The sequence below is a fragment of the Corynebacterium marquesiae genome (genome assembly GCF_030229635.1).
GTDB lineage: Bacteria > Actinomycetota > Actinomycetes > Mycobacteriales > Mycobacteriaceae > Corynebacterium > Corynebacterium marquesiae.
The window spans coordinates 1-19,892 of the sequence record NZ_JASPII010000018.1; the positions used below are offsets into that span (position 1 = coordinate 1).

General features: G+C 60.7%; 21 protein-coding genes. 13 read left to right on the forward strand and 8 right to left on the reverse strand.

The genetic code is table 11. The features are described from left to right. Nucleotides 1-176 precede the first annotated feature (176 nt). Entirely contained in the window at nt 177-995 is an 819-nt protein-coding gene (locus tag QP971_RS10210) for a hypothetical protein (RefSeq protein ID WP_284811707.1), read from the forward strand. 22 nt (nt 996-1,017) lie between these two features. Here the strand turns inward: QP971_RS10210 and QP971_RS10215 are convergent, their stop codons facing one another. Next, a complete protein-coding gene (locus QP971_RS10215) occupies nt 1,018-1,401 on the reverse strand; it encodes a hypothetical protein (protein WP_179387518.1) in 384 nt (127 codons plus the stop codon). Nucleotides 1,402-1,577: 176 nt separating this feature from the next. Here QP971_RS10215 and QP971_RS10220 point away from each other — a divergent pair, with 176 nt between their 5' ends. Genes QP971_RS10220 through QP971_RS10230 form a run of 3 tightly spaced genes read left to right on the forward strand, consistent with a single transcriptional unit; the run spans nt 1,578 to nt 2,772 of the window. Then, on the forward strand, nt 1,578-1,988 hold the full coding sequence (locus QP971_RS10220; RefSeq protein WP_239273467.1) for an HAD-IA family hydrolase: 411 nt from the start codon (nt 1,578-1,580) through the stop codon (nt 1,986-1,988). Then, complete coding sequence (locus QP971_RS10225) at nt 1,988-2,503, forward strand: DUF6912 family protein (protein ID WP_374043235.1); 516 nt, start codon at nt 1,988-1,990, stop codon at nt 2,501-2,503. The genes QP971_RS10220 and QP971_RS10225 overlap by 1 nt, the downstream gene beginning before the upstream one ends. A 17-nt stretch (nt 2,504-2,520) precedes the next feature. Beyond that, the gene (locus QP971_RS10230) at nt 2,521-2,772 is read left to right on the forward strand and encodes a hypothetical protein (RefSeq protein WP_284811709.1); all 252 of its coding nucleotides are present in this window, start codon (nt 2,521-2,523) and stop codon (nt 2,770-2,772) included. On the opposite strand, the gene rsgA is transcribed toward QP971_RS10230, so the two are convergent. Continuing rightward, nucleotides 2,769-3,794 (reverse strand): ribosome small subunit-dependent GTPase A, encoded by a 1,026-nt coding sequence (rsgA, locus tag QP971_RS10235; protein WP_284811712.1) that lies wholly within the window; start codon nt 3,792-3,794, stop codon nt 2,769-2,771. The genes QP971_RS10230 and rsgA overlap by 4 nt on opposite strands. Then, a complete protein-coding gene (gene aroA / locus QP971_RS10240; protein ID WP_284811714.1) occupies nt 3,787-5,088 on the reverse strand; it encodes a 3-phosphoshikimate 1-carboxyvinyltransferase in 1,302 nt (433 codons plus the stop codon). The genes rsgA and aroA overlap by 8 nt, the downstream gene beginning before the upstream one ends. Here aroA and QP971_RS10245 point away from each other — a divergent pair. Further along, nucleotides 5,087-5,734, forward strand: a complete 648-nt coding sequence (locus QP971_RS10245) for an SOS response-associated peptidase (RefSeq protein WP_284811715.1) — start codon at nt 5,087-5,089, stop codon at nt 5,732-5,734. The two genes, aroA and QP971_RS10245, sit on opposite strands and share 2 nt — an antisense overlap. Here the strand turns inward: QP971_RS10245 and ybaK are convergent. Further along, nucleotides 5,720-6,223, reverse strand: coding sequence for a Cys-tRNA(Pro) deacylase (gene ybaK, locus QP971_RS10250; RefSeq protein WP_284788921.1), 504 nt, complete (start codon nt 6,221-6,223; stop codon nt 5,720-5,722). The two genes, QP971_RS10245 and ybaK, sit on opposite strands and share 15 nt — an antisense overlap. Nucleotides 6,224-6,260: 37 nt before the next feature. Between ybaK and QP971_RS10255 the strand changes: the two genes are divergently transcribed. Next, nucleotides 6,261-6,863: a sigma-70 family RNA polymerase sigma factor gene (locus QP971_RS10255; protein WP_005326558.1), complete on the forward strand. Its 603-nt coding sequence runs from the start codon at nt 6,261-6,263 to the stop codon at nt 6,861-6,863. Next, on the forward strand, nt 6,863-7,135 hold the full coding sequence (locus tag QP971_RS10260) for an anti-sigma factor (RefSeq protein WP_198492673.1): 273 nt from the start codon (nt 6,863-6,865) through the stop codon (nt 7,133-7,135). Before QP971_RS10255 ends, QP971_RS10260 begins: the two co-directional genes overlap by 1 nt. 266 nt (nt 7,136-7,401) lie before the next feature. Here QP971_RS10260 and QP971_RS11395 read toward each other — a convergent pair whose 3' ends face one another. Both QP971_RS11395 and QP971_RS10265 read right to left on the reverse strand, forming a co-directional pair. Next, nucleotides 7,402-7,476 (reverse strand): 50S ribosomal protein bL37, encoded by a 75-nt coding sequence (locus tag QP971_RS11395; protein ID WP_100067784.1) that lies wholly within the window; start codon nt 7,474-7,476, stop codon nt 7,402-7,404. An 83-nt stretch (nt 7,477-7,559) separates the two neighbouring features. Next, on the reverse strand, nt 7,560-7,820 hold the full coding sequence (locus QP971_RS10265; RefSeq protein WP_005322377.1) for a WhiB family transcriptional regulator: 261 nt from the start codon (nt 7,818-7,820) through the stop codon (nt 7,560-7,562). 497 nt (nt 7,821-8,317) lie between these two features. On the opposite strand from QP971_RS10265, the gene QP971_RS10270 reads away from it, so the two are divergent. Continuing rightward, the gene (locus QP971_RS10270) at nt 8,318-8,806 is read left to right on the forward strand and encodes a hypothetical protein (protein ID WP_049378770.1); all 489 of its coding nucleotides are present in this window, start codon (nt 8,318-8,320) and stop codon (nt 8,804-8,806) included. Between the two features lie 75 nt (nt 8,807-8,881). Here the strand turns inward: QP971_RS10270 and QP971_RS10275 are convergent, their stop codons facing one another. Together QP971_RS10275 and QP971_RS10280 are read right to left on the reverse strand one after the other, a co-directional pair. Next, nucleotides 8,882-10,120, reverse strand: a complete 1,239-nt coding sequence (locus tag QP971_RS10275) for an Rv3212 family protein (protein ID WP_284811718.1) — start codon at nt 10,118-10,120, stop codon at nt 8,882-8,884. Further along, nucleotides 10,117-11,442 (reverse strand): DEAD/DEAH box helicase, encoded by a 1,326-nt coding sequence (locus tag QP971_RS10280; protein WP_284811720.1) that lies wholly within the window; start codon nt 11,440-11,442, stop codon nt 10,117-10,119. The genes QP971_RS10275 and QP971_RS10280 overlap by 4 nt, the downstream gene beginning before the upstream one ends. Before the next feature lie 71 nt (nt 11,443-11,513). Here QP971_RS10280 and QP971_RS10285 point away from each other — a divergent pair, with 71 nt between their 5' ends. From QP971_RS10285 to QP971_RS10305, 5 genes are all read left to right on the forward strand, one after another. Beyond that, nucleotides 11,514-11,738, forward strand: a complete 225-nt coding sequence (locus QP971_RS10285; RefSeq protein ID WP_005322370.1) for a DUF3107 domain-containing protein — start codon at nt 11,514-11,516, stop codon at nt 11,736-11,738. A 61-nt stretch (nt 11,739-11,799) separates the two neighbouring features. Continuing rightward, on the forward strand, nt 11,800-12,738 hold the full coding sequence (locus tag QP971_RS10290; RefSeq protein ID WP_284811722.1) for a DUF3152 domain-containing protein: 939 nt from the start codon (nt 11,800-11,802) through the stop codon (nt 12,736-12,738). A gap of 9 nt (nt 12,739-12,747) precedes the next feature. Beyond that, nucleotides 12,748-13,533: a hypothetical protein gene (locus QP971_RS10295; RefSeq protein ID WP_239273482.1), complete on the forward strand. Its 786-nt coding sequence runs from the start codon at nt 12,748-12,750 to the stop codon at nt 13,531-13,533. 32 nt (nt 13,534-13,565) lie between these two features. Beyond that, nucleotides 13,566-16,673, forward strand: a complete 3,108-nt coding sequence (locus QP971_RS10300; protein ID WP_284811754.1) for an ATP-dependent helicase — start codon at nt 13,566-13,568, stop codon at nt 16,671-16,673. Continuing rightward, nucleotides 16,666-19,845, forward strand: a complete 3,180-nt coding sequence (locus QP971_RS10305) for an ATP-dependent helicase (RefSeq protein WP_284811725.1) — start codon at nt 16,666-16,668, stop codon at nt 19,843-19,845. Before QP971_RS10300 ends, QP971_RS10305 begins: the two co-directional genes overlap by 8 nt. The last annotated feature ends 47 nt before the right edge of the window (nt 19,846-19,892 follow it).

Here is a 19,892-nt window from a genome sequence, read left to right on the forward strand (position 1 = left end):
TACGTGCTCTCAAAGAAAATGCTCCCCACTAGTTGTTGGCAACTGATTTCTCAGTCCAACTAATGGGGAGCAGTTCATGATAGTGGGAGCGGGGCGGGTTTCTTTTCAGGAAAAAATGAGTAGAATATAAGAAATCTGTCCATTCTGCTTATTTCCTGTGAGGAGCTCCACTGACGATGCGCCGCCGCTCTTTGCGTCTCGGTATTACGACGCTCCTGTCTGCCACCTTGCTCGGTGGCGCCACGCCGGCCGTGGCCTATGAGATGCAGCGTGAGTCTGCCACCTCGTTGCGCATCATTTTGGATTCGGGCGAAAAAATTGAGCAGAATAACGCAGCCGCGGCCATCCTGGCCATTGCTACCCAGCGCAAGGAAGCATTGGTGGCCGATGGAATTTTGTCTCAGGATAAGGCGGACGCCGCCTTCGAGTACTACTTTGGCAAAGCCCGGCTCAATACAGCGCGCACCGATGGCAATATTTATTCCACGCCGCTGGACTTCCCGTGGGAGCCAGAGGAGCGGACGCAATCCCTAGACGGCAAGCAGTACACCGAAGCAGCCGTACTGGATTACCTCGACAGGCTGGGCGCCAACTATGCCCAGGCGGCAATTCGCGCCGAGCTGGGTGAATTCACCAAGGATGTGCCGCAGGCCCCCGCCGGCAACGCGGCGCCCTCTCCGCGTACCCAGCTGCCGACCATCGGGGATACTGGCTCCGCCTTCCCAGATGAGTTTCCGGCCTATGCGGCGGCGCTGCGCGATATTGTCACCATCACCAAGCAAGTCAATGCGCCCCTGGAGCAGGCCGCCGCGTCGCACCAGGCTGTGGGAACCGTGCGCACGGATGCGACGGCGAACGAGCCTTCCGGTCTATCCGCCTTTGAAGGCGGCCTTCTGGCCACCGGTTTAGCGGCGCTGGCCAGCGCCGCCGGATTCGGATGGTCCGCACTCGACTGGTCCGAGATTCTTTCTCACGTGGGCCAGTTCTTTTCCTAGGCGCCAAGCCCTGCCCGCAGGGCTAAAGCAAGCGGAATGACGTTAGACCAGTGGGGCTCGCCGAGCCAGTAAATGCATGCTGCTGTTGGCCTATGTAGGCGGAGCCAAAGTACTCGCCATTGGGCCGCGCGTGCAGGCTGGTCAATTGCAGTTTGTCCGTGGCGTAGGGGCTTGTGCGCCGGCGGACCCACGAGCCAATGTGCAAGCGGATGGCATCCGAATAGCGCGCGGAATTGAGATGGGCTAGCGGGCGATAACCGGCGGCTACCTCGAGCGCGAAGACTACCCAGCCTTGGATGCGGTGTTGGGCGGCGACTTCCGCGGACGTCGGCAAGCGGCCATAGCGCACGCGGTGGGGCGCAATGAAGAGTTTGAGGTGCGAGTAGCCGGGGATGGGCTCGTACATGGTGGGGAAGTAATGCTCCTGCATAAGGGCAGGAGGCGGACGCGTGATAATTGTCTCATGCCCGCCTCAACCCCGCCATTTCTGAGGGCTTCCTGAAAGGGGTGGGCGCGAATGCGCGCGCGGTTCGCTATACTCACGGGGAGTTAAAGAGAATCGTAACCAAAGGATTTAAGTACATGCGTGGTCTAATTGTTGACTATGTCGGCGTCCTTGATGGCACCGAAGAAGACAACCGCCGCTGGAAGGCGCTGCTGGCCGCCGCCAAGGCAAATGGCGCAGCAACCGCCATCCTGTCCAATGACCCAGGCGGACCAGGCGCGGAGCACATCCGCGAGTGGGAGTACCGCGGCAACGTCGACGCAGTCGTTCTCTCCGGCGAGGTGGGAGCGGAAAAGCCTGAGACCGCTGCTTTCCAGGCGGCCGCAGATGCCCTAGAGCTGCCACTCAATGACTGTGTCATGGTTGATGATTCCATCCTCAACGTGCGTGCCGCCGTGGAATCCGGCATGGTGGGCTTTTTGTACACCAGCTTTGATCGCGTCTCTGTAGAAATCCAGGCAGTCTTCGATATTGAAGGTGAATTTTAGTGGCTAAAGCCCGCGTTTATATCCCCGCGACCTACGCCATGCTGGCGGAGCTGGAGGAAACCGGCTCCCTGACCGCGCGCTCCGGCTGGGGTTTCATGGTGACCCCTGCGCTGCAGGAGTTCTATACCGAGGGCGATGAAGAAGAAATCGCCTACTCAGCATTCCTCGAGGCCTCTATGGCCTCCATGCGCCTTTTGGCCATTGGCGATGAAGAGAAGTTCCCGCACCGCCGTGTGGTCATCTCCGTAGACCTGGATGATTCTGTCCTCACCCCGCGCCCGGATATGGGCGAGCCGGTGGTAGAGCTCAAGCCCGCGCAGTTCAGCAAGGATGACCTAGCGGCCATCCACGTGGATATTGCGGAGTCCGAGGAAACCACAGCGAAGGCCATCGAGGCTATCGATACCGCAGACCTTGGCGATGAGGATGCGGAGCTGGCTGTAGGCGATGCACTGGATAAGTTCATGGCCTTTTATCACCCCACCGAGCTGCCGTTCCTGGTAGAACTGCTCTAAATACTCAAGGAGACAATATGACTCAGCGCTTCAAGAACCTCGCTGCGGCCACCGTTACCGCCGGCGCAGCCCTCAGTGCCGCGCCGGCCGCCCTGGCAGCCGATACCATCCCAGCCGCAGATGCCGCTGCCGACGCCGTGCCCACCACTCCGTGGCTAGCACTGCTAGAGACCTCGTCCCAGGGCACCTGGGGCCAGATCCTCGATGTGGTCTTTGGCATCATTGATGTCCTGCTCGGCTTTATTGCCGATACCGGCTTCCACCTCTAATTTTCCCACTCCACGTTGGTGCGCAGGGCCTCGAGTAGGCCGCGCACCGCGTCGCGCCGCCGCGCACTGGCGGTATCAGGGGGGATAAGTGCAGGGTCATCGAGGCCGCATTCTGGATCCGCAGGCGGGCCCATATGCGTACAACCGCGGGGGCAGTCCTCGATGGCTGCGGCAAGGTCTTCAAAGACGCCAAGCACGTCATCGGCATCCACGTGTGCGAGGCCAAAGGAACGAATGCCTGGGGTATCGATAATCCAGCCGCCGGTGAATGCATCCTCGGCGGGGAGGGGGAGCGCCACCGATTGGGTGGAGGTGTGCCTGCCTTTGCCGACGCCCGATACTTCCCCTGTCTCCCTATCCGCATCCGGTACCAGTCGGTTGACCAGGGTGGATTTACCCACGCCGGAATGTCCGATGAGCGCGGTGACGTGGCCGTCGATGTGGTCGCGCACCGCCTCAAGTCCGTCTTCGACGCCGGCTTCCACCACCGTGACATTAAGATCGGCGAACTCGGCCGCAAAGGGGGCAGGATCCGTGAGATCGGTTTTGGTCAGGCACAGGATGGGGTGGATATTGCCCACAAACGCAGCGATGAGGGCGCGCTCGACAAACCCAGAGCGCGGCGGCGGATCGGCCACGGCGGTGACGATGAGCATCTGGTCCGCATTCGCCACCACGATGCGCTCATAAGGGTCGGTGTCATCGGCCGTGCGCCGGAGGACAGAGGTGCGCTCTTCGAGTTTCACTATGCGCGCTAGGGTGTCCTTCTTGCCGGAGGTATCGCCCACCACGCCCACGCGGTCGCCCACCTCGATGGCGGTGCGGCCCAGCTCACGGGCGCGCATGGCGGTTACTCGCGGGCCGTCGTCTAGTGCTACGCCCCAGCGCCCACGGTCTTTGGTTATGACCATGCCGAACTTGGCATTTTTGTGCTTCGGGCGGTCTTTAGTGCGCGGCCGTGAGCCCTTGCCGGGGCGCACGCGCACATCGGATTCATCGAAAGAACCGAAACGCCTAGCCATTGCTCTCCTGTTGCTCGGGGTCCACCATCGTCTCCCACATGCGGTCGAAGCCAGGCAGGGTCTTCGCGGTGGTGGCAATGTCTTCTACCTCTACGCCCGGTACCCGCAGGCCGATAATCGCGCCCGCGGTGGCCATGCGGTGATCCGCGTAGCACGGCCACTCTCCGCCATGGAGAGGGGCGGGGTCGATGTGCAGGCCGTCGGCAAGCTCGGTGACCTTGCCTCCGAGGGCGTTGATATTATCCGCCAGCGCCTTGAGGCGGTCGGTTTCGTGACCGCGCAGGTGGGCAATGCCGGTAAGGGTAGAGGGGGTATCCGCCAGGGCACACAGCGCCGCGACGGTGGGGGTGAGCTCGCCAATGTCACTCATATTGCGCTCGATGCCCTGCAGCGCGCCGTCTTTGGCGCCCTTGGCAGTGACAAAGCCCGGCTCTTGGGTGACCATGGCACCCATATCCACCAAAATATGCCGAATGGCGTCGCCCGGCTGGGTGGTATTGGCAGGCCAGCGCTTAATAGTCACGCGGCCGCCGGTGACGGCAGCGGCGGCAAGGAAAGGCGTGGCATTGGATAGATCCGGCTCGATGGTCCACTCTCGGCCTGCGATCGGACCGGGGTGCACGGTCCACGTATTCTCGCCGGAGTCTACGCGCACGCCCGCTTGTCGCAGCATGCCCACGGTCATTTCTACATGCGGCATGGAGGGCAGGGGAGCGCCTTTGTGGGTGACGGTAATGCCCTGTGCAAAGCGCGCACCGGCCAGCAAAAGTCCGGAGACGAACTGCGATGACCCAGAGGCATCAATGGTAACCTCGCCGCCTTCCGGCGCTCCGTGCGAGCACACGCTAAAAGGCAGGCTATCGCCGTCCACCTCGACGCCGAGCTGGCGCAGTGCATCCAGGGTGGTGGACATGGGGCGGGCGTAGGCCTGCTCGTCGCCGTCGACAAGCACGGTGCCGTCCGCCAGGGCCGAAACCGGCGGGATAAAGCGCATGACCGTGCCGGCCAGGCCGCAGTCCACCGTGGCACCCTTAAGCGGGCCTGGGGTGACGTGGATATCCTCGCCGTCGTGCTCGAAGCGCACGCCCATAGATTCCAGGGCCTTTTCCATCAGCTGCGAATCGCGCGAGACGAGCGGCGCGCGCAGGGTAGAAGGGCCATCGGCCAACGCCGCCAGAATGAAAGCGCGATTGGTAATAGACTTCGAGCCCGGCACGTGCTGGGCCCACGTAATGGGGCCTGCCGCTTGCGGGGCGGACCATGGTTGAGACATATCGTCCATAATAGAGGGCATGTGCGGAAGATTCGTTCTTTTTACCGAGTCCCTTCTTGATGAGGTGGGAGCGCTGCCCGGAGTCACAGAGGTACATGCCCCACAAGGCACCCCAGGCCCGCGCTACAATATTGCACCCACCCAGCCGGTGGCGATGGTGCGCGTGCGCGAAAGCCTCGCCCAAGTCGACCCTGCGCGGTGGGCACTGCTGCCGCACTGGAAGAAGGACCTGGACGGCCCGCCGCTGTTTAACGCCCGGGCGGAGACCGTGGCCTCCAAGCCCTCCTTTCGGCATGCCTTTAAAGAGCAGCGCTGCCTTATCCCCATGAACGGCTACTACGAATGGCACCAGGAAGAAGGCGGCAAGCAGCCCTATTTCGTCCGCGCGGAAGAGGGCCTGTTGTGGGCGGCAGGCCTGTGGGACACCGGCCTAGACCGCCTGTCTGCCACGATTGTCACCACTGCAGCTACGGAAGAAATGGAGTGGCTGCACCACCGCCTGCCCCGCTTCTTGGCGGCCGAAGAAATGCGTACCTGGCTGGAGGGTAGCCCCGAAGAAGCTGCTGAGCTGCTCTTGCCGACGCCCCTGCGTGGCTTCCACACCCACCCCGCCGACAAGGCTGTGGGCAGCGTATCCAACGATTATCCGGAGCTACTCGGCGAGTAGATCGGCAAAGCTGGCAGAGCACAGCTCTGCGAGGTCCTCCGCATTGAGCTCGATATCTAGCCCGCGGCGCCCGCCGGAAATAAAGACGGTATCGAAAAGCACGGCGGTTTCCTCAATGACCGTGGGCAGCGGGTTCTTCTGGCCCAGCGGGGAAATGCCGCCGGGAATATATCCGGATGACTTGGACGCGTCATGCGGATCCGCCATGGCGGCCTTAGAAACGCCGTGGGCGGCCGCGGCCTTCTTAAGGCTCAGGTGGTGGGTGGTAGGGATTACGCACACCGCCAACTTCCGCTTGGGCCCCTTGCCTGCCGTTAAATCGATGACCAAGGTTTTGAGCACGCGTTCCGGCTCTACCTCGAGGGCCGCCGCGGCGTGATCGCCGAAGTGATCCTTGCCCGCCTCAAAGGTGTACACATGGTGGTCTACGCCGGCGTTTTCCACGACTTTGAGCGCTGGGGTGGCTGCATGCGGGGACTTTTTGGACATGGCTGGGATTCTAGCGCTACGCGTTAGGATAGAAATTGTGGCTAAAGAAACAATCAGCGAAAAGGAGCTGCAGCGCCGCTTCGAAGCGGAAGCGCTGCCCCTGCTAGACCAGCTCTACGGCGGTGCCCTGCGCATGACGCGCAACCCGCAAGATGCTGAGGACCTCGTGCAGGAGACCTACCTCAAGGCCTATAAGTCCTTTCATTCCTTCAAGCAAGGTACAAACCTTAAGGCTTGGCTGTATCGCATCATGACCAATAACTACATCAACTCCTACCGCAAGGCGAAGCGCCGGCCCACTGAGTCCTCGGCTGATGACCTGAGCGATTTTCAGCTCTATACCACTGCTGGGCACGATTCCACTGGCCTAGAATCCGCCGAGGTAGCTGCGCTTAAGGACATGCCAAATGCCACCATTTCAGAGGCCATGAATGACCTGCCCGATGACTACCGGATGGTGGTGTACTACGCGGATGTAGAGGGCCTGGCGTATAAAGAAATTGCAGAAATTATGGATACTCCACTGGGCACGGTGATGTCCCGGTTGCACCGGGGAAGAAAATTGCTCCGGAAAGCGTTGAAAGACGTGGCACGAGAACAAGGCATTGGATTAGAACACCCAGACATGGAGGAGAAGTAATGGACCGCGCAACGGAACACAACTGTGGTGCGTGTAGCTCCCCAGAGGTACAGGCCCTCCTGTGCGAGCTTCTCGATGAATCGACTACCTATGCCCGCGCACTCGCTATCCGCGAGCACATCGCCCAGTGCGATTTCTGCCAGCAGCGCCTCGAGAGCGAGGAGATTATCCGCTCCCTAGTGCGCAACTGCTGTAACGGCCAGGCTAAGGCGCCGCAGGCGCTGCGCCGCCGCATTTCGATAGAGATCACCCGCATCGACACGGCGTGGTAGGCACTGTTGCTCACCCGCTGTGGTGGGGTCTGGTCTCATGATCTTTCAACTTTTTGTTTGAGTCCATACTGATCGGGCCGAATTGAGGGCGGAAGGGCCGAATTGAGACCCCAATGTGTTCAATTCGGCCCGATCACATTGGACTTAAGGCACGGAGAGGTCAAGCGGGGAGTTAGGAGACGACATCGATTTGCGTCTGGCATAGCAAAAGCCCGGTTCTACGGTCGAAGTGACCGAGGGAACCGGGCTTTGAGTAATGCTGTGCGTTATGCGCCAGGACGCTTGCCGTGATTAGCGGACTTCTTGCGGCGATCCTTGCGCTTGCGACCACGCTTGCTCATTGCGCACTCCTTCGTTGAGGGTATCTGAACTTTATTCAACTGTAGCGGCTAAGGGCGCCGAAACGAAAATTGGGGGCCGTTTATTAAGCAGAAACGCGAGCGCGGCCACGGCCGCGGTTGCGGCGACGCTTGAGGGCGCGACGCTCCTCTTCAGACAGGCCGCCCCAGACGCCGGCGTCCAGGCCGGATTCCAGCGCCCACTTCAGGCAGGAAGAGGCAACAGGGCAGCGGTTGCAGACCAGCTTGGCCTTAGCGATTTGGGTAAGTGCAGGACCAGAATTGCCTACTGGGAAGAACAGCTCGGGGTCTTCGTCGCGGCAAACAGCTTCGTGGCGCCAATCCATGATTGATATCTCCTAACAAAAATTCGACAGCAGTAAGCACAAGCGCTTTTCATGAAAATGAAAAGCAACCAATGCCAGGGTGGGTGGTTGTGTGAACTGGTCTGCGTGCAGTGGGGCCCGGTCTCGAGGTCGGGCCAGCGTCGCCGCCGCCAATGGTTCACATTGTGGTTACTTGAAGTTTCCTTCAAGTTAAGAAGAGGTTTACGTCCTCTTTCTTTTTGCTACCCCAGAATCATGACATGTTTACTCAGACTCCGCTAGGGGTAGAGGCAAAATTGTGGTCAACCTCACGTGAATGAAACTAGTGTGGGGGTCATTTAGCGCAACGTATGAGTTGAAAGAACCCTGTGAGAAACTCGCTGAACTGGAGTATTGTCCAAAACTCCTTGAGTGTGGTGACTGAAGAAGCGTCAAATCTGCCCGGCTAACTCCTGCCCCCGCGAAACCTGAGTGGCGCACAAGGAAAGGGCGTTGACCGGTGAGTAGACTGTGGCTTTGTGTCTAAGCAGAAGAAAAAGCAGGTAAACAAAAAGCAAAGTGTGGCCTCGGCGCAGCCGGCGCGTGAGGCGAAGACCCAGCAGGGCGCGCCGCAGCCGGTCCTTGTGGCCGCAGCGCTCGCCGTGGTTCAGTCCATCGCCGTCATCTGCTTCGGTATCTTCCTGATTGTGCGCGAGGTGACCGGCGCAGAAAATGGTTCCATGGTGTCGGACTCGGGTTCCGGAAGCTTTGTGGGGCTAGGCACCGCATTATTTATCTTTATTGTCTTTGGTTTTGTCATTGTCGGCGCTTGGGCCATGGTCAAGGGAAAGCGCTGGGGTAGGGGAGCCATTATCCTGGTCGAGCTCATCTTAGCAGCGAGCTCCTTCCAGATGTTTAGCGGTGGATCGCCGCTACTTGGTGCGGTCACTTTGGTAAGCGCCGCAGTAGTCATCTTCCTGCTGATGTTCGTCCGCGCTTCTACGGAGTGGGCGGCAGCTAACTTCTAAATTCGCGGCCACGCATACTAAGGGCCACGCTCCGGGATAACCGGAAGGCGCGGCCCTTTGCGTGTTGCAGGGGGATTAATCGGCGCTTAGGCCCACGACCTGATCGCCGCGGCTCTCCACGATGGTGTCGCCCGCCAAGGTGAGGTAGACGGGGCCGTGGTAGCTGCCGCGATCAACCGGGATGGTTCGCAGAGTTTTGCCGGTGGACCAATCCATGACAGCAATTCCTGCTTGGGTAGGTACCAACATGTGCTCGGCGACGGCGATGGGGGTGCCGATGGCATCGTCCACCACGTGATCCACTGCGAGGTCGCTCGGTTTAAAAAGGTAGAGGCGGGAGCCATCAAACCAGGTCATATGGTGCGGCAGGTCCGCGGTTGCCGGGGCGAACGGGGAGGCGCCCGCGTCTATGTCTGGAGAGCGTTCTGCCGAAGTAGAGTCCAGCTTTTCTCCCTTATTGTCATAGGACTCGATTGTGGGGTGCGGGCCTGGGCGGTAGATAGCGGCGGCCTTTTGCCCCACAGCGATAAGCCGGGCGCCGTCGGTGGCTATGTCCACATCGGCAGCGATATCGGGCTCACGGGAATCATCAGGGGTGGTGTCTTGGAAGCGCAGCCAGGTGGTACCCGGCTTATCGGGGCAGGACTCGGTCAGTGCCAAATTCTCGGTACGGGTGAGGGCGGAGCTAATCGAGCAGTCCTCATGCGGTTGCTTGTCCGGCTCCTGTTTTGCCTCCACGTCACCGTATTCCACGGTGCGCACCATATCGGAGCGCCACAAATCGATGCGGTCGGTGGAGACTGTTCCTACCCGGTCATTGGAGGAAACGGGTACTACCTCTTCCGAGTTGACGGCGCTGCGGGTGCTGTCATACTCGCCAGTTGCGGCCTTAATCGCTACGGTATCCCCGCAGCCCACGCCGGTTTTATAGGACGCCACGATTTTGCCCCACGCAGTAGACAGCGAGCACAGATCCGCGTCCGTGCGCTCATAAGTCCAAGCCTCGGAGCCGTCCGGGTTGGTGGCGGTGAGCGTGTGATCGGCGTGCGTGATGGCCAGGCCGTGTGCCGAAACCGCCCGGTATTGGCCGGGTACTGGTTCGTTGGGGAGGCTGAAGGACTCGTGGAGGGCCTCGGGGACGTCGGCAAGCGCGGGTGCATCCTTATCCCCAGGAACGGCCGCTTGGCTGAGATGCGCTTGATTAATATTGGCGGTAATAGCCGCCCCGCCGACCGCGATGGCGCAGACCACGGCAATAATGCCTGTAGCCTTCCAATCGGCGGGGGACGAGCCCAAAATGGGAGCTTTAGTCATCGGCGGCCTCCTCGCCGGCGCCGGGAGCTGCCGCGGCGCGCGGTGGTACGGGTGGGGGATTTCTCGCGGACAGGCACCTGGCCCACGACCTTGGTCTCAGGGCCGACAGTTTCCTCTACATCCGCGGGGATGTCTAGAGCCTGGGCCAGCTCCGGGGACGTGGAGAACCACTGCGGCGGATTCGGCTCACCCAAATCCAGCTCATCATTAATAACCTGCCATTTGCCCAGCTCATCATAGCCCACCAAGGTGATAGCGGTGCCCGTATGGCCGGCGCGCCCCGTGCGGCCAATGCGATGGACAAAGGTCATCGGATCATCTGGAACCTGATAGTTGATGACGTGGGTGACATCATCAACGTCGATGCCGCGGGCGGCAATATCGGTGGCGACCAAGATATCCACCTGGCTGGTGCGGAAGGCTTGGAGCGACTTCTCGCGCGACTTTTGCCCCAGATCGCCGTGGACCGCGCCCACGTGGAAGCCGCGCCGGGCAAGGTCATCGGCCAATTGGGCGGCCGCGCGCTTGGTGCGAGCAAAGATGATGGTGCGCCCGCGGCCGGAGGCCTGCAGGGCGTGGGCGACGACGGCAACCTTGTCCATGCGGTGGGCCTGGAAGGTGACCTTGCGAGTGGAGGAGTGGGTGAAATCCTGCTCGCCGGATTCGGCGCGGATATGGATGGGTTTTTCCATAAACCGGCGGGCGAGCGTCAAAATTGCGCCCGGCATCGTGGCAGAAAAGAGCATGGTTTGGTGGGCATTGCCATCGAGTGCCTTGAGGATAGCCTCCACCGAGGGCAAAAAGCCCAGATCCAGCATCTCGTCGGCCTCATCGAGCACCAAGATAGCCACGCGATCTAGCTGTAGTTCGCCGCGTTCGTGGAGATCGATCAATCGGCCAGGCGTGCCAATGATGACATCGACACCCTTGTTGAGCTTTTTGATCTGTTCCTCGTAGGGACGGCCGCCGTAAATGGAGGCTAAGCGCACGGGCAGGTGGGTGGCAGCCACCTGCAGGTCCTCGGTGACCTGCTGGGCAAGCTCGCGGGTGGGGACCACCACGAGGGCGCGCGGGGTGCCATCGAGCTCGTCGATATCGGCGTCATCAAAGACGCGGTCCAAAAGCGGCACGCCAAAGCCATAGGTCTTGCCCATGCCAGTGCGCGCTTGGCCAATCAAGTCCTGGCCAGATAGCGCGATGGGCAGGGTTAATTCCTGGATTGCAAAAGTACGCGTGATGCCACGAGTGGCGAGACCATCGCAGATTTCGGCCGCAACGCCGAGTTCCGCGAAGCTCGGTGGCTGGGATTTTATGTCAGACACACCTTGATAGTAGCCGGGATGGTTATAGTGGGGCCATTGACAATAAAACTCTAGTTAGAGGAGGAATCTTCATGGATATCAAGTTTGGCTTCGCGGATACCGCTCGCGAGCTGGTCATTAGCGCTGCAGGTGACCAAGCCGAGCTGACGCAGAAGATCAACAGTGCCCTGGCGGATAACTCCACCCTGGAATTGGAAGATGACAAGGGCCGCAAGTACCTCGTGCGCACTGACCGCGTGGTCTACGTCGAGGTCGGCATTGCAAAGAAGCACGCCGTGGGATTCGCCGGCGCCTAAGGCGAGCGCATAGGGCTGCTGATTCAGCTTTTTTAAATGCAAACGGGTAACCTAAGGCCCCATGGAAAAAAGGGAGACTCACCACGCTCACCGGAGCCAGGGCCATGCGCCGGACCACCCCAATGCGGTGGTCCGGTTTGCGCGTCAATATGGCTGGTGGCGCGTGGTGGCTATCCCCCTCATGATCGCGCTGACCATGTGGTTTATCGTCGATATCGCCACCGCCTCTTCCTCTGAAGAAAAGGCGGAAGGCACTAGCGAGGCTGCCCCAACGAGTACGGAGAAGATGGGCCCTGATCCTGCCGATGCTGCAGCGGTCAAGCGGGAAATCAGCGAGATGCCGCCCGGTGGCTCCTATACCAAGCAGGGCAAGGGCACCTTCCACGAGGTAGGCGAGCCTGGCGCCGTCACGGGTAAGGGCGGCGAGCAAAAGGTGCGCTATTCCATCGAGGTAGAAGATGGCCTTAACACCGCACCGTATGGAGGCGATGAGTCTTTTGCCGCCATGGTGGAGGCCACCTTGTCTGACCCGCGCGGCTGGACCGCGCATAAGGATTTTGAGTTCGAGCACGTGGCCGCTGATGCGGAACCAGATACCCGCATCCAGCTGACTTCGCTCGGCACCGCCGCAGAGCGCTGTGGCGAGAAGATTGAAACGGAAACCTCCTGCCACACCACCATTACGGGCGAGTCCACCACCATTATCAACGAGGCCCGCTGGGTGCGCGGCGCCACGCCTTTTGAAGGCGATTTGGGCAATTATCGCCAGTACGTCATCAACCATGAGTTGGGTCATGCCATTGGCTATGCGGCTCACCAGCCGTGTGGCGGCCAGGGCAAGCTAGCGCCGATCATGATGCAGCAGACCTTGGACCTTAACAACAAAGAATTGCACGATCGCAAGCCCAGCGAGGTCTATCCTGATGAGGATGTGACCTGCTCACCAAACCCGTGGCCTTATCCGAATCCGGATAATAAGGATCCCCACCAACCCGAATAGGAGTTAAGGATGCCGCTTCCCCCAGAGCATGTTTTAAGCGCCTTCCACGCGGAAACCGGTGCCACTGGTACCCGCCGCGTGCAGGGCGATCAATTGGGCCCGGTGTGGGATAACGGCATCAAGGTGGGTGACGTGGTCTATTCCCAGGCCGGTCCGTTTGCTGCCTGGTCCGCTAAGGTGCGCGAGCGTCTCAGCGTGCAGGGGGCCCGCGTTTCCCGGCCGGTACTGTCTAGCGATGGTCGGCACACGGCCGCAGGGTGGAAGGCTACCCAGTTTATTCCGGGCCAAGTACGCGGGCGAATTGATGAAACCGCACAGATGGCGTTGCGCCTCGACGCGGCTATAGCCGAGGTACCCCTTCCCAACGGGCAGCGTAGCGATGCCTTCGCTCGCGCAGAGCGCGCCGCGTGGGAGGAAACGGGCGAGGCTTATCGCCCAGCCCTGCTTGCCGACGTCCCCCTTATCCCCGCCCACACCGCTCTTCTCACCACTACGGTTTACCACGGCTCCAACCCGCCGGGCATTGTGGACATTGTGCCGAGCGAATCCCCGCGCCCGGCCGGCTGGACGGCCGCTTTGGTTATTGTGGATGGGCTCATTGGCCAAGCGGTCGATAATGGGATCTGTCAGCGCTTTAGTCATGTACCCGGTATGCCGGAATTGCTGTTGCGCGCTGTGTCGTATCGCCGTCATGTCAATGACCTGCACTCCGCGTCGCGTTCAAACACGCGTTCGCACATTGAGCGGGTGGAGCAGCATCTGGTGTCGCGGGCATCTGCCATACTGGAGCGGTGAGTTACGACCCCCATTCCACCGCGCGTGCGGGAGTGGTCCTTCCACCGTCCCCGCAGGTGCGCCTCGTTCCCCGTACCCAGTCCGCCACGACCCGCAGTTGGCCTGTTGACCTGCCAGAATCCGGTACCTGGAAGGTAACCGGTGCCGCCGGCACCGGTGTGTCCAGCTTCCTTATTGATACCGTCATTCATGCCTTGGATAAAGCCCGGCAGACCGGTGCGGATCCCTCCGGCATCCTGGTTATCGCTCCCTCGAAGGAATCCGGCGCCCGGCTGCGCCGCGAGCTCTCTGAGCGGCTCGAGGATTACGCCGCACAGACCTCCATGGTGCGTTCCGTACACTCCCTAGCATTCGCGTTGCTGCGCACAGCAGCCGAGGAGGAGCTCCGACTTATTACCGGTGCGGAGCAGGACGCCGTCATCCGCGAGCTGCTTACTGGCCAAGCAGAAGACGGGCATGGCTCGTGGCCCGCGGAGATGCGGCCCGCACTGGAATATGTGGGCTTCGCCCGGCAGCTGCGCGATTTCCTTTTGCGCTCCATTGAACGCGGCCTGGGCCCGGGCGACCTAGAGCGCCTCGGTGCCGAGCACGGCCGCCCCATGTGGTCCGCGGCGGGTGAATTCCTGCGCGAGTACGAACGCGTGCAGCTCCTTTCCCGCGCCCATTCCTATTCCGCTGCGGAATTGGTTACCGCGGTTCTTCAGCGCCCCCAGCTACTGCGCGAGCACCCCTTCCACACCATCATTGTCGATGATGCGCAATTGCTTGACCCCACTGCGGGCAAGCTCATTCGCGACATGGCCCCGCAGGCGGATCTCGTGGCGGTAGGCGGTGATGCCGATCAATCCGTCTTTGCCTTCCGTGGTGCTAGCTCGCGTTTCCTGCGGGACTTCCCAGCTGAACACGACATCGAGCTCACCGAGCCTCACCGCACACCCTCACCGGCGTGCATCTCCATTGTGGATTCGGACGGCAGGTTGCGTGACGTCGTAGCCAATACCGTGCGGCGCCGTCACTTAGAAGACGGCGTCCCTTGGCGCGATATCGCCGTCATCGTGCGTTCAACCGGTGATATTGGGCAGATGCGCCGGACCCTTTTGGCCGCCGGCGTGCCCGTGCACATTAGCCCTACCGACGTCGTCTTAGCCGAACAGCGTTTGGTTTCCGCCGTGCTGCTCGCCCTGCGTGCCTTGGAGGAAGACCTATCAAACTCGGAGTTGGAAGAATTACTCACCGGCCCCGTGGGTGGCGCCGATCCCGTCACCCTGCGCCGCCTTATCCGCGGTCTGCGCCGCTGGGATTCCACCACCCGGGGCATCGATAGCCTTCGCGGTCTTCTCTATGGCGAGCTTCCAGATTTTAATGGGCAACTTACTGAGCGCGAATACTCCATCCTGGAGCGCGTGCGCGCGGTTCTAAGCGCCGGCCGGGACGCACTCGCCTCCGGGGCCTCGGTGGAGGAGGTCCTCTGGGCTGTGTGGAGCGCAACCGAGCTCGATAACCGCCTGCAGGCTTCGGCGCTGCGCGGTGGTGCGACCGGCTCGCAGGCCGACCGCGACTTGGATGCAATGATGGCGCTTTTTGACGCCGCAGGTGACTACGTCGAGCGCCGCCCTGATTCCTCGCTGCGCGCCTTCCTGACGCATATCACCGAACAGGAACTTCCCACCGGTGTGCGTGACCGCCGCACCGCTATTCCGCAGGCAGTAGAGATCCTGACTGCACACGGCGCCGTGGGCCGCGAATGGGATACCGTCATCGTGGCCGGCGCACAGGAAGGAAGCTGGCCTTCGCTAGGGGAGACCGGCTCCATCTTTGGTCAAGAAGATCTCATCGATCTCCTCGACCACGATATTGATCCCGATACCCCCGTCAGCCACGTTGCCTCCCGTTTGGCAGAGGAGCGTCGACTCTTCCATGTCGCTACCACGCGTCACCGACAGCGCCTGCTCATTGCCGCTGTGGAAAACCCGGAAGGTGATACGGTCTCTGAGCCTTCGCGCTTCATTAGCGAATTCGCTGGCCGTGGTGTGGACGTGCCTGGCCAGGCTGGGCGTCGGCAAGCAAAGCGGGCGCTGCGCCGCACCCAACTCCCGCGCGAACTGGGCCTCGATGTGCCCGAACCCGCACCCGTGTCATTACGCGACGGGCTCGAGGTGGATCCCCTCGATGTGGCGGTGCTGTCCGTGCCGGCCTTTGTCGCACAATTGCGCCGCGTAGTTACCAATCCGGAATCCGGTGAGGTTGAGCGCAAACAAGCAGCGCGCCAGCTCGCTCGGCTAGCGGCAGCCGATATCCCTGGCGCCCACCCGGAGCAGTGGTGGTCTGCGCGCTCCGTTGCGGCTGAAACGCCGCTGCATACCAGCGGCAGTTTGTCACCCTCCCGGGTGGAAGCATTACTCAACTGCCCGCTCAAGGCCGTGCTAGGAAATGTGGCCGAGGACCCAAGCACCGAGGAGCACCTGCTCCGCGGTACTTTGGCGCATGCTTTCTTTGAAGCCATTGGCCGCGGAATGGATGCGGAAAAGGCCAAGCTATTGGTGATGGAAGCCTTCGAGCGAATTCAGGACGTACCGCAGTGGCAATTGCGTTTCAAGCTCGATGAGTTTTCCACCCTGTTGGACCGCGCCCGAGAATGGGCGCGCCAATCCGAGGTCAATCAAGAGCTTGCCGGTGTGGAAATCCCCGTAGGCGTACGCGTCAGCGAGGAGGTGCGCATCGGCGGCTATATGGACCGTCTGCTTCGTGATGGAGAGGGAAATTACTTGGTGGTGGACCTCAAGACGGGTCGAAACACGCCGGCTAAGAAAGAGGGCGAGGACCATGTGCAGCTGATGACCTATCAGCTCGCGCTTGCCCATGGCGCATTTGACGGCCACCAGGTTCACGACGGCGAAGGCATGCCGCGCCAGGGCGGTGTGCTGGTGTATCCGGGTGCGACCACCAAAAAGATTGGTGAGATTTGGCAAAGCGATAAATCGCCGGAGGCCCTGGAAGATTTCGCCGCACTTCTGCCCCCGCTGGTGGAGGAGATGCGTGGCCCGCGCATCACTGCGCGCACCAATAAAGACTGCGATAAGTGTCCAATTCGCTCCATCTGCCCCGTGCAGGAAGAAGGAAGGATGACTACCGATGCCTAAGAGCAATTTTTCCCCACAGCAGATCGCTGCAGCCTTGGGCAAGGACTTTCCGCCTACCGAGGAACAAGCCCATGTCATCGAAGGCCCTTTTAACCCCAAACTCGTGGTTGCCGGCGCTGGTGCCGGAAAAACAGAAACCATGGCCTCGCGCGTGGTGTATCTGGTGGCCAATGGCTATGTGCGCCCGGAGCAGGTTCTCGGCCTGACCTTCACCCGTAAGGCGGCGCAACAGCTGGAGCAACGTATCCGCCGGCAGCTGATTAAATTGCGCGATTCCGGCCTCATCCCACCAGGCGGTGAGGTGGCAGAAGCGCTAGAAAACATTGCGCCGAAGGTAGCTACCTATGACTCCTATGCGGGAGAACTCGTTCGCGAATATGGGCTCTTGGTTCCGGTAGAGCCCACCGCACGCATCATCACCGAGGCCGAGCGCTATTCCTTGGCCTACGATGTGGTGCGCAATTACACCGGCCAGCTGGAAGACGATCGCGCCCTAGCCACGATTACCGAGACTCTGCTGAAATTCAGCCAGGATATCGATAACGGGCTCAAGGACACGAGTCACATCGCCCAGCATGCCCGAGATTTTCGGGCGGACATCGATAACCTCGATAAATCCCAAAAGAATGGCCCCGAATACTCGCAAAAGTTGCTGGAATATATCCAAACACAGGAACGCCGCGTGCAGTACGTGCCGCTGCTGGAGGCCCTGAAAAAGGAACAATCTGAGCGACAAGTCATCACCTTTGGCGAGCAAATGGCCGTCGCCGCGCGCGTCGCGCGCGACCATCCTGTGGTGGGAAAGCAGCAGTCCCAGCGCTTCAAGGTCGTCATGCTAGACGAGTACCAAGACACCTCCTATGCCCAGCGCGTGCTCCTGCGAAGCCTGTTCGGAGGGGACCAAGAGGACCTGTCGGTTACGGCCGTGGGCGATCCAATGCAGGCCATCTACGGGTGGCGTGGTGCTACCTCTGAAAACCTCACTGCCTTTGTGGAAGACTTCCCGGTCGCGCCGGGCACACCCGCCCCGAAGGACCAGTTGACCACCTCTTGGCGCAACCCTTCAGGTGCGCTGGATTTGGCTAACTCGGTGGCGGAGGGAGTATTCGAAGGCGTAGAGCGCCCCGTGGATGAGCTTTCTGCCGCCCCGCATAAGGGCGAAGGCGAAATCCAGTTGGCGTACTTCGAAAGCGAGGTTCGCGAGCGCGAATTCGTTGCCGAGTACCTGAAACAGCAGTGGGCCAAGCGCGAGGGAGATACTTTCAGCGCGGCGGTTTTGGTGCGTAAAAATAGGCACTCCGCACCCATCGCTGCGGCCCTAGACAAAGCGGGCGTACCCAATGAGATCATTGGTCTCGGTGGCCTGCTGTGGCAGCCAGAAATCCAGGACCTCGTAGCTATTGCCACCATGCTCGTGCGTCCAGAAGACTTGCCTGCGGCAGTGCGGGTGTTGGCAGGGCCCATCTGTGGCCTGGGAATTAGTGATATTCAAGCGCTTGCTTCCCGCCAACGAAACCTGGCCGGCGCGAGGGAGGAGCGCTTGCGCTGGGAGCCGGGGATGGACCCGGAAGACTACCTGCGTGCGCAGTTGGAAGATGTCACCGCTGAGGAGCCGGATCAGCGCGTCGGCCTTGCCGACGCCTTGGCCGATCTAGGTGAGAGAGACCGCTATACCCCGCAAGGCCTGGCCCGTATGGAAGAGGTTTCTGCCAAACTGCGACACCTGCGCACCTATTCTCTTTCCAAACCGCTGGTGGATATCTTCGCCGATATTGAAGCATTGTTTAATATCCGCACCGAAGTCCTTGCGCGTGGAAGCGCAGGGGGCGCGACACATCTGGATAAATTTGCCGATATCGTCGCGGGCTTCCACGGTGATTCTTTGTATGCGCTCTTGGATTACTTTGCGTTAGCGCTCGAAAAGGAAGATGGCCTAGACCTTGGCGAGGTTCCCGCGGCCACTGACCGCGTGCAGATTATGACCGCGCACAAGGCCAAGGGCTTGGAATGGGAACACGTCTGCGTGGTGCATGCGGATTCGTCTAGCTATAGCGCACAAGCAGAGACCTTCCTGTCCAGGATCGATAAGGTCCCGGGAGACGATGACTATATTGAGGTCCCGGAGGATGCCCAAAAGCGCTCGCATTTCCAAAACGCGTGCGAGGAGTTTAAGAAAGCAGATAGCGCCATCAAGGCGGAAGAATCGGCGCGCCTTTTTTATGTGGCGCTGACGCGTACCGAATCTACCCTGATCGTTACCGGCTCGGGCACCAATAACGCCAATGGAAAGAACAAGAAGGTTCCCTATGAATACCTAGAGCGCCTGAAAGAGCAATTCCCGCAGTACGTGGTGGAGTGGTCCGTCCCCGACGAGCCTTCCGAGGATGATTTTGGGGAGAGCGCACAATTCCCAGCGCTTGAGGCTAGCCCAGAGGCAGTCGCCGGTGCGGACCTAGTCCTTGCAGCAATGGAGGAACTCCCAGATTTGAGCCGGGGTGAAACCTTTGAGTTATGGGAGCAGGAAGCTGGCGCTCTCATTGAGGAGTATAAGGCCCTGCAACAGCCGGTGGTAGACGTTGAGCTACCCAGCGAGCTGACCGCCTCCGACATGGTTGCGCTGCGGGCAGACCCGCTTCAGTTTGCCCGCAGGCAGCGCCGCCCCGTGCCGTTTAAGCCGAATTCCTATGCCAAGCGCGGTACCGCTTTCCACGCGTGGCTGGAGGACCGCTTCGGCAGCCCGGCGCTATTGGGCGAGGAAGAACTTCCGGGAATCGATGAGACGGAGGACTTCGATTTGGAAGAGCTCAAGCAGGCCTTCCTGAAATCCGAGTGGGCCGAGCGTCAACCGGAGCACGTGGAGGCGCCTTTTGAAATCACTATTGGTGAGTCCGTGGTGCGCGGGCGCATGGATGCGGTATTCCGCTTGGAGGATGGCACCTGGATGGTGGTGGACTGGAAGACCGGCCGCCCACCTCAGGGAGAAGCCATGGATGCTGCCAAGATACAGCTAGCGGTGTATGCAGAGGCCTGGCGCCGCATCCACGGCGGGGAAAAGATTCGTGCCGCATTTTATTATGTGCACGATGGCTATACCTTCGAGCCTGCCCGCCTGCCGCGTGGGGAAGAGCTGAAGAAACTCCTTGAATCGTCAGTAGAGCACCACAAGGGCTAAGGTATGTGGGCGGTTGCGTAAGCGCGCAATCTCTTGAGTAACCATTC

Bases quoted from the DNA above. Each gene is read 5' to 3' on its own strand.
- QP971_RS10210 (WP_284811707.1), top strand. From the start codon at position 177: ATGCGCCGCCGCTCTTTGCGTCTCGGTATTACGACGCTCCTGTCTGCC.
- QP971_RS10215 (WP_179387518.1), bottom strand. From the start codon at position 1,401: ATGTACGAGCCCATCCCCGGCTACTCGCACCTCAAACTCTTCATTGCG.
- QP971_RS10220 (WP_239273467.1), top strand. From the start codon at position 1,578: ATGCGTGGTCTAATTGTTGACTATGTCGGCGTCCTTGATGGCACCGAA.
- QP971_RS10230 (WP_284811709.1), top strand. From the start codon at position 2,521: ATGACTCAGCGCTTCAAGAACCTCGCTGCGGCCACCGTTACCGCCGGC.
- rsgA (WP_284811712.1), bottom strand. From the start codon at position 3,794: ATGGCTAGGCGTTTCGGTTCTTTCGATGAATCCGATGTGCGCGTGCGC.
- QP971_RS10245 (WP_284811715.1), top strand. From the start codon at position 5,087: ATGTGCGGAAGATTCGTTCTTTTTACCGAGTCCCTTCTTGATGAGGTG.
- aroA (WP_284811714.1), bottom strand. From the start codon at position 5,088: ATGCCCTCTATTATGGACGATATGTCTCAACCATGGTCCGCCCCGCAA.
- ybaK (WP_284788921.1), bottom strand. From the start codon at position 6,223: ATGTCCAAAAAGTCCCCGCATGCAGCCACCCCAGCGCTCAAAGTCGTG.
- QP971_RS10260 (WP_198492673.1), top strand. From the start codon at position 6,863: ATGGACCGCGCAACGGAACACAACTGTGGTGCGTGTAGCTCCCCAGAG.
- QP971_RS10265 (WP_005322377.1), bottom strand. From the start codon at position 7,820: ATGGATTGGCGCCACGAAGCTGTTTGCCGCGACGAAGACCCCGAGCTG.
- QP971_RS10275 (WP_284811718.1), bottom strand. From the start codon at position 10,120: ATGACTAAAGCTCCCATTTTGGGCTCGTCCCCCGCCGATTGGAAGGCT.
- QP971_RS10285 (WP_005322370.1), top strand. From the start codon at position 11,514: ATGGATATCAAGTTTGGCTTCGCGGATACCGCTCGCGAGCTGGTCATT.
- QP971_RS10290 (WP_284811722.1), top strand. From the start codon at position 11,800: ATGGAAAAAAGGGAGACTCACCACGCTCACCGGAGCCAGGGCCATGCG.
- QP971_RS10295 (WP_239273482.1), top strand. From the start codon at position 12,748: ATGCCGCTTCCCCCAGAGCATGTTTTAAGCGCCTTCCACGCGGAAACC.
- QP971_RS10305 (WP_284811725.1), top strand. From the start codon at position 16,666: ATGCCTAAGAGCAATTTTTCCCCACAGCAGATCGCTGCAGCCTTGGGC.